4 protein-coding genes are annotated in these 13,759 nt (G+C 59.5%); all 4 read left to right on the top strand.

Translation table 11 applies throughout. The annotated features are described in order from the left end of the window. Window positions 1-592 precede the first annotated feature (592 nt). The 4 genes from ABI_RS25485 to ABI_RS23225 all read left to right on the top strand — a co-directional run bounded on the left by ABI_RS25485 (window position 593) and on the right by ABI_RS23225 (window position 13,398). Window positions 593-2,053, top strand: a complete 1,461-nt coding sequence (locus ABI_RS25485) for an endonuclease/exonuclease/phosphatase family protein (protein ID WP_006275530.1) — start codon at window positions 593-595, stop codon at window positions 2,051-2,053. A 12-nt stretch (window positions 2,054-2,065) separates the two neighbouring features. Beyond that, window positions 2,066-6,394, top strand: a complete 4,329-nt coding sequence (locus tag ABI_RS23235) for a DUF6603 domain-containing protein (RefSeq protein WP_006275529.1) — start codon at window positions 2,066-2,068, stop codon at window positions 6,392-6,394. A 160-nt stretch (window positions 6,395-6,554) separates the two neighbouring features. Continuing rightward, entirely contained in the window at window positions 6,555-9,179 is a 2,625-nt protein-coding gene (locus ABI_RS23230) for an IPT/TIG domain-containing protein (RefSeq protein ID WP_006275528.1), read from the top strand. 7 nt (window positions 9,180-9,186) lie between these two features. After that, window positions 9,187-13,398: an IPT/TIG domain-containing protein gene (locus ABI_RS23225; protein WP_006275527.1), complete on the top strand. Its 4,212-nt coding sequence runs from the start codon at window positions 9,187-9,189 to the stop codon at window positions 13,396-13,398. The last annotated feature ends 361 nt before the right edge of the window (window positions 13,399-13,759 follow it).

Raw genomic sequence — 13,759 nt, 5'->3', positions numbered from 1 at the left:
GAGGTGATCAAGCGGCTGAAGAATGAAGGCTATGCCTGGGCCATGGTGCTGTGGCTGAGAGCCATGCGTTAACGCGCCGGGGCTCTTAAGGGTGCTCAGTTGTGCAGTGAGGTGGTCTTCACTGTCATCTCTCGATAGTCAGAAACTAAGAAAGCGGCCAGTTGGCGGCGGCTTTATATGAATGCCTATGTTATTGTAATTTAAATTGAACTTCATGATTATAAAAGGTCGGGCAATCAAGGGACGTAGTTCAACAGTAGAGGGTGAACCATCATTTCCGTGAGAAGTTCACCTGCCGCGACTGTGGCAAAATCAGCCAGGCGCTGGTGCTCTTCAAGGCCAGGGCGGCGGATGATTGATGCTAAAAAAGATCGAAACCCGATTGACCCTGCTCCTAAATATCGCTTTCGGTGGGTGGTCCTTCATTGCTTTCCCGCTTGAAGCGTGTACGTAATTAGCGCGTACAAGCATCCACGATCCAGCATCAGTTTCGATTTTTCTCATTATTCCAGTTCCGAATTTTCAGGTTGGCGCGGTGCGTAAGATGCCGAGGCCGGAGTTTTGATCTCTTAATCTCAACAGGAACGCGTCCGTGACCAGGATACTTTACTGGAACATTGAAAACTTTTCCCTGGGCAAAATATATGCAGGTGGCGTCGGCGCCGCAGCCTCTCAGGCCGAGCAAAGATTAGATTATATCGTAGACAGAATCTTTGCGGGCCCGAGTGCCCCCGGGCCAGGTGCCTTGCCCAATAATCCGCCGGATATTATTGTTATTGTTGAAGTTTTTAGACGCACTGGCGAAATTCTGGAAGAGGGGCTGGTTCTTAATTCGACATCGAACGCAGGCGTGGCATTACAAGAGCTCCTGGCTCGGATTCAGGCGAACGCCCAACTGGGAGCAGCATGGTGTCTTGTTCCACCTATCGCCTTGGGTCAAGGTTACTATACGGAAGCTGTCGCAGTCTTTTACAACTCGGCGAACCTGGTCTTTACCGGGCCCAATCTGCTTTATCAACTCCACGGCCCACCGGGGGGCGTTGTGGGCCAGTCGCAACCCGTCACGGCGTACACAGTGGCACATGCTATGCCCTATGCGGGTGCGTGGCCCGCTGTTCTGCGTGCTCGGCCCGTTTCATTTCCTGCACTAGGCCCCCACGTTACCGTGCCAGAAAATCAGCTTGCAGGCGAATGGCAGTATTTCGTCGGTCCGCGCCCGCTTCCCGGTGGGGGACCGGCTGGCGGAACGCGCATTGAATTCCCAGCCAGCTATAACCGGGGCCCCTTCCAGACGACCTTCCATGAAATCGTCTCGGGTCGGAACCTGAACCTGTATTCGTTCCATTCATCCCCCGACACGGCCAAGGATGCGGTAAATAATTTACAGTTTATTCCCGATATGGCCGTGGTCGGCGCGAATGAGGTCAAAATCGTGTTGGGTGATTTCAACATCGATGGTTTCGGTCCGGGCTCCGGCGCGTACGGCTGGATGTTGTACCCGGTGCCTCCGCGCCCGCTTTTCACGCCCGCGCTGGACTGGCGCGTCGCTGCCGCCGCTGTCCCGGCACTGCGTCCGTTTTGTACGACTCATCTTTTGCCCCTGGATGAAGCTACGCCATTCAATGACTTTGGTTTGCTCGCGCCAGATGTCACGCACAATGTCTATCCTAGATATGGATACATGGGGTCGTCGATTGGCGGCTCACTGAGCGAGATCGGTGCGATCGACAATGTATTCACGACCTACGGTCCCGGGACAGCGGCTCCCGCCATCAACACTATCACCGTAATCAATACCCTGACCGGGACACCCTACCTGTCGCACCCGCCCGGAATACTGCACCCGCCCGCTCCCCTCACGCCGGGTATGGAGTTCGAGCAGAGCCTAGGCGACAATCTTCTCACCAGTGCGCCGCCGGCCAACCCGACTTATGGCGGAATCGATTCTGCCGACCCTATAGCTCCCGCCGCGGAAATAGCGTTTCGAGAATTCGAAAACTACGGTCTGGTTCGCAGCACAAGCGACCACCTGCCGCTGATCCTCGATGTATAGGGGCAGCCGTCCATGAGTTTGTTCGACCTCCAGACGATCTTACAGGCCCAGGTCGCTGCCAACGGGACCATAGCCGTCTCTTCGGCATCGGTTGTTGCCGCCAAAATGGCACCCAGCGCTGGGTTTGATGCAACCATTCAGTCATATTTGCTTTTGCCCGGTTCCCTTGTCATCAAGGTGGCAACGCCGGTTCCGGCACCATCCGGCAATGGCCGTACACTGGAAGTCGACGGAACAGCGGATTTCCTGCAACTGAACAATGTGCCTGTGCAGGTCACCTTCAGCCTGGGAGCCAATCAGACCGTCGACGTCGTTGTTGTCGCCGATCTTCCCGCCCAGTGGACGTTCGCCGACAGCTTTCCGCGTCTAAAGGGGGAGCCGTTCAGCAGCCTCTCGTTCACCGTTCCGACGCTTATTCTGTCGACATCGGCAGCACAGGTTGCATGGCCGGCGAGTTCCGCAAATCTGACGGTCGGCAGAGGGCTCAATTTCGCCTGTGTCCTTGCGCTCAGTGGTCCGTTGGGCGCGTTGCAATACCTGATCAGCAGCCTGACCGGCAGCGCCACGGTCGTGTTGTCGGGCACCGTCGACACAACGGTACCCCAGAGGCTGGGCGCCGTTTGTCCGGCGATTTCCCTGGTTGGCAGCCTGCCCGGTTCGATCACGGCGAATACGACATTCGATTTGAGCGTTCCGGCCGTGATGTTGCAGAGCGGGCAAGACGACCGCGGCCAAACAATGTACTGGATAGCCTTCGGTTCAACGCTGAGCCTGCTCAGCGGGACCAGCCGCACCCCGTTGGGAACGTTTCAGGCCTCCCTGCGCCGATCCTCGGTCATCAATTTCGCGCTTCAGCCTGCTGCGGGCGTGATTACGCCCACCGAAATTTCAAGCCTGCTGGGTATCGCAGATTTTACCCAGCATCTGCCCACCTATTTTAAGCCGTTCTTCAAAATCGTCGGACTGAAGGGGCTGGGCGCGACATGGGATCTGAAAGCCGGCCGGCTCATTATGGCAAGGGCGGCTATTGAGACAACGCAACCGGTGTCGATCGGACCGGTAACCCTCACGGATATCGTCGCGGGCTGCACGGTGATGCGGCTGGCAGGCTCCACTCTTGTTTCGGGAAACCTGACAACGAAGGCGACTTTCCTGCCCAAGGTGTTCAAGGGTGAATTCGACGTCCAGGTCACGGCCGACACGTTGGGCGCCGCGAACTTGGGGGCGACCTTTTCAGGCCAGGTCGCGTTGCAGGATATTCTCAACGCGCTATCGGCGCCGGGCACGCCACCTCAGCTACCTGCGGCGCTGAGTCATCTGACGTTCGAAAACTTCGGCCTTAGCGGAGCCGAAAGCGCAGGCAACTGGACATGGCAGCTGTTTGGAGGGGTGGACGACGTATTCTCACTCGGGCTCGATACGGGCGCAATTGATGTCAGTCTTCAGATTTATGTCCAGTCCGCCGCAAGCTTACCGACCTACAGGCTGGCGGGAGCGGTAAAAGCCGGTAGCCAGTTTTTCGATGCCGAACTCAATCTAAGTGGCGACAAGCTCCTGAAAGCGACCTGGACCAGCGCTGGCACACCGCTGCAACTTGCCGACATCGCGGCGAGCTTTGGAGGGAAGCTACCCAGCCTGCCTCCAGATCTTGACCTTTCGCTGGTCAGCGCATCCTTCAGCTATGACTTCAACGACCATTCCCTGGTTTTCGGCGCGCAGTCCACGACCTATGGCAAGGTAGCCTTCATTTCCAAGATCAGGGACCAGGGTAAGACGCGCGCCTGGTTCCTGTGCCTGGGGGTGGATGTCGACTTCAATTTCGCCGACCTGCCACTGGTTGGTCAGACTCTGAACGCTATCGCGCCGATGGCCATCTCCGACGTCACGGTCATCCTGACGGACCTCACTTCGATCAGTCCGAATGAGGCATCGAGTTTCAACGCGCTGGTACTGAGCCGACTTGACGCCACCTATCCGACGTTGCCGGTGGCCACGGTAACCGGAAAATTCATCGCCCATTCCAGCCTGCATATCGGGGCGGATGTCTTTCCCCTCACCCTGGACATGGGGGGCGCGGGAGCGAACCTTCACGCGAACCTGGCCGGAGCCAACACGTCGTCTGCGGGCACGGCGTGGATCGATATCCAGCGCAGTTTCGGCCCGGTATCGATCTCCAGGATCGGCGTCAGCTACCGGGCCGCCGATCAGTCCCTGTGGTTCGAACTGGACGCCACTCTGGCTATTGGCCCTCTTAGTGTCAGCCTCGATGGTCTCGGCATCGGTTCTCCCCTGAAGACATTCAAGCCCGAGTCCAGTCTTGGCGGCCTGGGGGTTTCCTATATCAAGGCTCCGCTTGAAATCGCCGGGGGCCTGGTCAATCTGGCACCGGGCGCCAGCTATTATGAATTCGACGGGGGCATTACTGTCGGCGCGAAACAACTGACCCTACAGGCGGTTGGCTATTACGGGGACAAGCCAATCCCGCCCGCCATAACCGGCTTCCCGTCGCTCTTCGCCTTCGGCGACCTCTCTTATCCGTTCGGTGGACCGCCGGCCTTTTTCCTAACCGGAGTCGCCCTCGGTTTCGGCTACAATTCCCGTCTGCGCTTCCCGACAATCGACGAGGTGCAGACGTTTCCGTTCGTCCAGGTCTTGCCAACCTCGACGGTTTCGCAGACCAATCTCTTCGGCCCTAATCCGACTCCGGACCACATCCTGGACGTCATGCTAGGCACCTCCGGCCAGTCACCGGCCTGGGTTACGCCAGCCGAGGGCGAGTTGTGGTTCAGTGCGGGCATAACCTTTACCAGCTTTGAGTTGGTGAATGCGCAGGCCTTGGCAATGGTGGTCACCGGTGCCGATTTGGCCATTGCCCTCGTCGGCGACGCCCGAGCGCAATTTCCGCAGCAGGCCGGCGGGGTGGTTACACCGGTCTATGCCAATATCGAGCTGGATTTCGACATCACGATCGCGCCAGACCAGGGCGTCTTCTCGGCTCAGGCCGTTCTGGCCTCGGGGACCTTCCTGATTGATCCCGCCTGCGTCGTGACCGGCGGGTTTGCCTTCTTTGTGTGGTACGGGGACAATGCCCACGCAGGTGACTTTGTCCTCAGCCTGGGCGGCTATAACCGGCGCTTCACGGCACCGGACTATTATCCGACGGTCCCTGCCGTTGGTTTCCACTGGTCGATCGATTCCAGCATCACCCTCAGTGGCAGCGCCTATATGGCGTTGACGCCAGCAGCGCTTATGGCTGGTGGCGATTTGTCCGCCACCTATCAATCCGGCAATCTGAAGGCGTGGTTCGACGCCCAGGCGGATATCATTGCCTATTGGCGTCCCTTCTGGATGGATGCCGATATTCTTGTCACGATAGGCGCATCCTATCGGCTGGATCTGCTCTTTACGACCATGACCGTGAAGGTCGAGCTGGGCTGCGATCTGGAAATCTGGGGCCCGCCGACCGGCGGCCATGTCCATGTCGATTGGTATATCATCTCGTTCACCGTGCCCTTCGGCGCGGATCCTCCGGCCAATTCAAGACCGCCCGTGACCTGGCAGGATGTCGAAGCTGTCCTGCCGAAGTCAGGGCCGGCAGGTCATAGCTCGGTCCTGAGCCTGACACGAGACGATGGTCCGGCGGGGATAGACGGCAAGGCGCAATCCGCGGGTGGGGGGCAAAAGGCTGTCTGGCGTGTCCGCAGCAGCCGCTGCGCTTTCAAAGTGACGAGCCCAATGCCGTCGACGCAACTGACCGTCGGGGCCAGTCACAGTTTCACTGGGCAATCCTTCAATGTCTGCCCGATGAATTGGTCAGCTGTCGTCGCGAATCTCGATATTCAGATAACCGATAGCGCCAAGACCGACGTCTCCGCCCTTTTCACCGCCGAAGTGGTCGAGGGTGACGTGCCGGCCTCTCTCTGGGGCCGTCCGGTTTCCGCGCCGCAGCCCGTTCCAGGCCGCGCTACACAGCTTTTGACAGGCCGGGCGCTCGGCGTCTCGATCGGCGTCCGTGCGCCGAGTCTGGGCGCCTCTGTTGGAAGCGTGGATGTCGCGGCGGCCATGGCCGCGAAGTCTGCGGGACTGACCGGGGCCGTGCTGCCTTTTGATGCTTCGGCCGCTCCCCAGGGTGCCATGGCGTCCAATTCCGGGACGACGATCGCCGTTATCGCAGACGCTGCGACGGGGATTGCCTCGCCGGCCGCCGCTCAGGCCCGCTCCGGCATATTGGCCGCTCTGTCGAACCTCGGTTACGCTCCCGATACCCGCAACGACCCGATGTCTGCTTTTGCGGCCTCTGTCGGCCAAACCCTGGCCGCTGAGCCATTGCTCGTCACGTGAGGAAACCATCATGAGGCGCGTCAGAACATCTGGTCCCGGAATGCAGAAGGCGACGGTCTCGGGTAACGGGGAAACGCTTCAGCTTTACGATGGCTGCTTTTCTCATCTGCCACCGGGCTCATATTCCATCAGTATCCAACAGTCTCTGGCGGGAACAGGGATGCCCGCTCCGTTCACGGCGGATCAGGCTTTTATCGTCGAGGCGCCTCAGTTTGCTGTCGATACAAAGGTCGTCCGGACAGTGTTTCCGCCGTCGGGAGCCATCGGCGCCTATGGCGACCGTCTGCCCTATATCATTCTGAACGACGCCGCCCTGCCTTGGGAGCGCTCTCCGATCCCTGGCGGCGCCTTACCCGATCCAGCCAATTCGGCCTCGTGGCTGGCGCTTCTGGTTCTTACCGGAGACGACATCGTGGCCGAGGCACCTTGCTCGGTACAAGCCCTTCTGACGGCGGATGGTAACACGCTGAAGCCGCAGTTGGCGCTTTCTTCCGTAAGCCCGGAAGTCCTCGCTTCCCAGTGCCGGACCGTCACATTGAAGGGCGCGGCTTTCAGTGCGGTAACGCCTGCGCCAGAGGATTTGCCCTTTCTGGTCCATTGCCGTGAAGTCCAGTCGGCCGGTGAGGGGGATGTGGTCGTTTCCGTCGTCCTCGCCAACCGCCTGCCGATAGCCGACACGGTCCCGGCGCGGTATCACGTCCATCTTGTTTCACTTGAAGGTTTCGCGGCCTATCTTGGTCCAAAGGGGCAATCGATTCCGCAAAGGGCAGGCGGCGGGGTGATTATGGACGTGCAGATGGCGTCCATGGCCTCGTGGACATTTGTCTCAACGCCGCAATCGGGTTTGAGTTTCGAACAGTTGATGCAGGGCCTGATCGACAGCCAGGCCGTCACGCCGTCACTGAGGCTGCCCTTGCCCACGACCGGCGGGTTGCCAAAGGCCATTACCGATCGGCTGACGGATGGCTATGTCGCTGCCACCTATGCCCCTGGCGCGGGAAACAGCAGCTTCGCCTGGTATCGGGGGCCGCTCTCACCGGTTTTACCGCAGCCACTGCCCACAGTTGGCAATCCGGCGGTCGCCATACGGGAAGCCGCCGCTGCCGATGAACTGGCGATCTATGTAGCGGGAGATGGGGTCTTCGACCTCAGCTTTGCCGCCGCCTGGAATATCGGCCGGGCTTTGGCCCTCTCCGATGCCAACTTCGCGGCGAGCACGGTAAACCTTCGTCGGGCGTCAAAGGCCTCGCTCGCACGCCTGGCGCATCGCTTGAATGTTCCCCAGGCACTGAATGCGCCCGACCTTCTCAAACTTGCCGCAGAGTTGGGAGCGGCGGATCAAGGGGGTGATGCTGGAACACTGCCGGCCCGGCGAACATTGCGACCTGGCTTATCGCGCAGCTTTATCCATCCGCGTGATGTGCTGGCGCTTCCCAGCGCGGCTCCAAATCTCGCGCAAAACCTGAGCGATCATCTGGCGGGTTTGGCGAAATGGCTAATCAAGCTGAGGAGCCTGGCAACACTGCCCTTCGCCCACCTGGTACCGGACCCAGCCATGCTCCCCGTGGAATCCATACGCTTCTTTCATATGGATGCCGGGTGGATCGACGCATTGACGGCCGGTGCGATGAGCCTGTGCGTGCAGGACTCGCAGGATCTTGCCCTGATGCAGGCCATGCGATCGGAGATTCAGACCTTGATTGCGGCGGCCCCGTCGGCGAAAAGCGGGGTGCTGATCCGTTCGCAAGTCGTTTCGGGCTGGCCGCACCTGGTCATTAGCGCCAGTCAAGGGGGCACACCCGTGACGATCGTGCGTGACGACTGTTTGTCGTCGGATGTGCGGATGTGCCTGTTCGACGCCTTGCCCGATCTGGTCACGCTGCGCGAACCGTACCACGGCCTTCAGTTCGGCATCGCCGAGGCAGGCGTCGTTCCGAGACTGACGGCGCAGTCGGCGGGCCTTGGCTCGAAACTGGCCGTCGCACCTCTGAAACCGACGTTTCGCAAAGTGACTGCGGGCTCAGTGGACGGCGTCCTCGATGTGGCCGCCTTCGCGGCCGCTCTGGAATTCGCAGCCGGCACCCTGCCGTGCGATTCATCGACCGTCATTGAATGGAACCAAACCGCGCTAACGACGACGCTTGTTAGCGAACGTCAGGTCTCGACGCAGATTCCGCCGTCCAGTTTTGCGTCGGCCGGGACGGCGCAAATCACACTGGTTACCGGCGGAGTTCGTTCGGAACCCGTGGACTTCGTTATCGGCGTTGCCATGGGCAGCGCAACTGCGGCCGGCACGGCTTTCGCCGGCTGTTCGCCTCCCGAGGACAAGGATCGCGTTGCGGAAAGCGCCACGATGCTTTCAAGCGTGGGGGCGGGTTACGTCATCGATGGCATGTCCAGCTACGCCGCGCCGGCGGGCATCCCAGGCTTCAAGCTGCATGTCACAGGACAGAACTTCGATACATCCGCGGTCGTCCTGTTCGACAACGCAGCCGCTTCGACCACCTTTGTCAGTGCCACGGAACTGATCGCCGACATTCTCCCCGCCTTCATTGCGTCAGAGGGCCAGTTTCCGATCGCCGTGACCAATGTCCAGATTTGGTCGAACAGCCTGACCTTCTACGTTACCCGTCCAAGGCAACCCGCCATTTCCTTGCTTGAGCCGTCGACGGCAATGCTGGGCGCGACTGGCTTGACGCTGGTTGTGACCGCAGGCGGGGGAAGTGGAAACTTCGCCTTGCAACTCGCTATCGAACCCCAAAGCCAATCCTTCGCCAGCCCCTGAAGGCGCCATGTCCGACCAAAGCCCCCTTATCGTCCCAATGATCGTCGAGGCCCTGGTTGTCAACGATCAGGTCCGCAACAACGGTACCTTTCTGCGCGCGCGCATGCGCTACGAGGAATTGCGCGCATGCCGCAACGGCCAATCCGGTCCGGCCAGCAACGATGCCAGCTTCACCGGTATGGGCTCCGTGCCGCCGTACAATGTCGCGGCCTCCGACTTTCATAATGGTGTATATCTCAAATGGCGGTTGCCTGAGGCCTTTACGCACGGCCAGCAGGACAGCCGGCAGGGCGCCACACTTTTCCCGAAAGTTCCCAACCGTTGGCTGGTGCTCAAGGTTTCAGGGGCACTCGCCAGCCGGCGGGCGAGGGCCTGGATAATCGAGAGCGACTATCTCTGGTCGGCACCACCCGCGCCCGGAAAGGCTTCAGACGTCGCTTCCATATATGTCCAACCCGCAGGTTCGGGCGACAACACCCCCATGGACGTATTTATCGGGCGAAATATACCCCTGGGCGCCTGGAGTGAACCTGGGACTTCCCTCGGCCTGACGGCCGTAGCGCCCGGAAACCCGGGCTTCGCGTTCCACCAGCCCCACAACAACAACGTCTTTTCCTTTATCGACGTGCTCGGCAATGCGCAGGACGATATCGCCAGCTATCAGGTTGTCGGATGGTTCTCCGATCCATCCGAGGATCCGCTCGCGGGGGGCTTCAATGCCGCCATGACGACACTTGGCTGGAAGCTGCCTGACGCAACGGATCCGACCTGGACCGCGCGCTGGATGCTGGTGGCAGGGTCGGTGACCGGAGTGTGCTGGCAGGCGTCCAAACTGCCACCAAGCGTCTTGCCATCCAACCCAACGCTCTACGCTGCGGTTGGTCACACATCGCAGCAGGCCTTCACCGCACTGAAGGTCATGCAAACGACGGAATATGATACCGGACCGTACATGGATGCCGCGGCCCTGGAAGCGTTCCAGCTAGGTATTTTCGAAGCGCTCGCCAAGCCTGACGGCGCCGCCATTCTGGCGGATCGCTGGCAACGCAGTTTCTTTCAGGTGACTTCTGGCGGCTATAGCTGGCATATAGGCGATGCCCCCGGCGCAACGGCCTCCGTCAGCGATACCGAGCGTCAAGCGGAACAATCCTGGCTTGCCGGGCTCAACAAGGACCAGGCCGCCCTGGACGCGGCTGTCCGGTCCTTGACCGACCTTCAAAGCCGGCTGCATCAGATGTGGTGGAAATATGCAGCCTGGCAGGCCGGCAAATATGGAACCGCAAGTGTTTCCGGCATCGACCAGACCTATCTGCGCACACAGCTCGATCCGCAGGTTACGGGATCTTTGGCGCATCAAATTCTGGTCCAAAGCGGGCAGTTGACGCTTCTGGCTGCAAAGGTTCCGGCAGGTGACACACCGCAGGCGCTACAGGTAGCGATTCAAAACTACGCTGCTGCCCGCCAGTTGCCTTCGACCCGGATACTGAAGCGGGGTGCCGCAAAACCCTTCTATCTGCCGAACAACCCCGTGATCCTGCTTGATGGTCTGCCGGCGGATTGCGCGCCCCCGGACATGACCAAGATTGTCTGCCGGTTTCCGCCTCAGCTCATCACCGGAATTCATCTTGGCGGCAATCTGATTGATGGTTCGACCCAAGGCCTGGCCATTCCTCAACCCGATTTGTCGCAGGTCACGGGCGTCCCCTGGTCGCAAGCCTTGATCAGCGCCTTGATGGACGAGTTCTTCTTCACAGATATAAACAGCGCCGAACGGATACAGTCGATCGTTCCGACCGTGCCGCTCAATGCGGTGCTTGGCGCTCTCGGCGACCTGACAAATCTCGCGGGCGTATTTCCTGCCGGCGGCACCCATGCTTGGCAGGCGAATCCATGGCGCCCGATCCAGCTTCACTGGGAAGCGGACTATTACCCGATCGACTATGGGACGACCAAGACACCCAACTGGATTTTTGAAGATGGCCGGTACCACTGGACAGGTCCCATCGCCAACACGACGCCGCTCGCAATACCGATGTCCGGTCAGGTTCAAATCGCGCAGGCCGCAAGCGCAGACATCGTTACCCGTCTCGGTCGCTTTCTGTCGGACGCACCCGATCTCGATCCGATGTTGGCCGATCTTCTTGGCCGTCTGTTGCAATCGATGACCTTTAAGCCCTTGGAGACCTGCATTCTCGCTCAGGCGCTTGACGGCTTTAATGAACAACTCCTGTTGGAACAGCCGGGCGTATTCATTAGCCACAGGAGCACGTCTGTGTCTACTCAGCCGCCACTGGCAGATCTGATCGGCGAGATGGAAAGCTATCCGCCGAGTCTCGCCGACCTTTCCTCTGGTGCTGCCCCGCCGGGCAGTCATTTTCAATCCTGGCGAAGCGGCCAGTTTACATTCCGCAAACTGCTCCTTGTAGATGAGTGGGGACAGGCGCTTGAACCCCTGATGCGACTGCCGACTGGCGTGCCTCTGATCATGCCGCGGGAACTATCGGCTGACCGCGTCAGCAGGCCAGCCACTTTCACGATTGGGCCAATTACGCCTCCAAACATGCCGCAAGGCAATCCCGTCATCGAGTCTGTTAGTCCTCAGGTCGTCGAGGCCGGCTGCGGCCCGGTGGTCCTGACGATATCAGGAAGCGGCTTCACGCCTCAGGCTGTTGCCAATGTGGGTTTAGTGAGTTCAAGGGAACTGCCCACCACCTTTGTCTCGTCGACGCTTTTGACTGTTGCTTTGCCCGAACATCTGACAATGGCGCCAGCCTATTTCGAAATTGTGGTTGTTAATTCCGGCGCCCCAATCCCTTTATCGATGTCAAATCTGGTCCGTTTTGAAGCTACGTCCTGGGTGGCCATCGATACCTTGTCACCCAATTTTGTGCTACCAGGCACGGGCGGTTTTTCGCTTTCGGTTTCTGGAACCGGCTTTGGGCCGGAGTCACAGGTGTCGTGGAATGGCAACCCTTTGCCGACGCGATTCGTCGACGCCAACCACCTCACAGCACAGGTCCCGGCGTCGAGCGTTGCAACCGGTGGAACCGCCAACATTACGGTGTCGGCGGGCTATCAAATCGTTTCTTCGCCCGCCGGCACGCTTGTCCAGCTACCGCCGGCTTTGCTTCAGCCGGCCCGCCTGAATTTTGATCTGCTTTCATCGCATGACGACACGGTGGTCTGCGGTCCTTCCGAACCGGATGCCAATCCGATTTGCGGTTGGGTGCTGGTGAACCACCTTGATCATTCGCTCGTGGCCTACGATGCCTTGGGCGCGGCAATGGGCGAACTTTCATCCGGGGTTGATCAACTGGGACGTCAGGCCGTTTTCTGGACTCCTGCGCCGGGAAGCCAATACGCCACGATTGCACAGGCAGCCGCGACCGTCCCGCATTTTGGTCCATTCCTGCAAGGCCTGGCAGGGCAGGGCGTGCAGGGGCTTGCGGATTTTCTGAACGCTATCGACGAGGTGCTTTGGACCACCTTGCCAGAAGCAGAAGCCTATGGTGGCGCGATCTCCGCGGCGATCGGCCGGCCGTTGGCCATGGTCAGGGCGCAACTGCAGTTTGAACTGCGTAACTCCCCTCAAAACGATCCAAGCTGGCAATATACCCAGACCTCTCTGCCTTCCGCCATTTCGACCTTTTCTTTTCCCATTGAACTCGGCGACACGACGCGGCTTGATGATGGTCTGATTGGCTACTTCCTCGAAGATGATTACAGTCAATTCAATGTCGAGCTACCGGACATCCCTGTCTCGAATTCGTATCTGCGCGGGATTGGAACGAACGACAACTTCATTTACCTCCGTTTTGATCACCAGTCGGTCGCCCATCTCTTGCTGTTGGTTGATCCTCACGCACCGGTCCGGGCGAGAACCGGTATCCTGCCAAATGCCGAGATCAGCCTTCCGCTTCGATTCGTCAGAGACAGTCTTGCCAGCATCGACGTTACCTTCCGCGTCAATGGACTGCTCACAGAACAGCAGGCACTAAAACCGGTAGGTGTGGCGCTTGTCACGCCCATTCCCAAAGAGACCGCCGGTACCTGGTCATGGCTGCAAATGGAGGCAGGCCAATGGACTGAGTATCCAGTCGTTCCGCCGGATGCCGCCGCCCATCTTGAGCCGAAGCAAATTGTTCTGCGGCGTGGATTGCTAAAATTGGCAGCGGCGACCGGACGCCCGAACATCACAGGCACGCAACCGGGCACGTAACCGCGCCTCAGGTCACTCGCGATAAAACTCCCGCTTTGGAGGCGCGTTCGGCAAATCACCACGTCCGCATTTGGCGGTGTTCCAAGATCGTTTGTGACTCACAGTATGGCTGGATTGACAAGGTAGAGATCAAACAATTTGGGACCGCTGAGCTTGCGCGCGCTTCTTAGCCACGCCCTGGGGATGCCGCCGGTTGCTCAAGTATCTGCTTTTTTGGCTCTAAAACGCTGTAATTTAACGGGAGTTTCGTGGTGGCAAAATGTCAAGCAATCAATGCCATTTTTTCGGGGTTGAGCTGATGGCGCACCGGCCGGCGGCCAAGACCGAAGCCGATCATGAACTGGTCTGGCTTCCGCCGCTT

The sequence above is a fragment of the Asticcacaulis biprosthecium C19 genome (assembly GCF_000204015.1).
In the GTDB taxonomy this organism is placed as follows: domain Bacteria; phylum Pseudomonadota; class Alphaproteobacteria; order Caulobacterales; family Caulobacteraceae; genus Asticcacaulis; species Asticcacaulis biprosthecius.
Note: the sequence above shows the minus strand (reverse complement) of the source record. Positions and strands in the feature narration are given on the sequence as shown.

What these genes read in the sequence shown, in the direction of transcription:
- ABI_RS23235 (WP_006275529.1), top strand. Translation starts at nt 2,066, where the DNA reads ATGAGTTTGTTCGACCTCCAGACGATCTTACAGGCCCAGGTCGCTGCC.
- ABI_RS23230 (WP_006275528.1), top strand. Translation starts at nt 6,555, where the DNA reads ATGCCCGCTCCGTTCACGGCGGATCAGGCTTTTATCGTCGAGGCGCCT.
- ABI_RS23225 (WP_006275527.1), top strand. Translation starts at nt 9,187, where the DNA reads ATGTCCGACCAAAGCCCCCTTATCGTCCCAATGATCGTCGAGGCCCTG.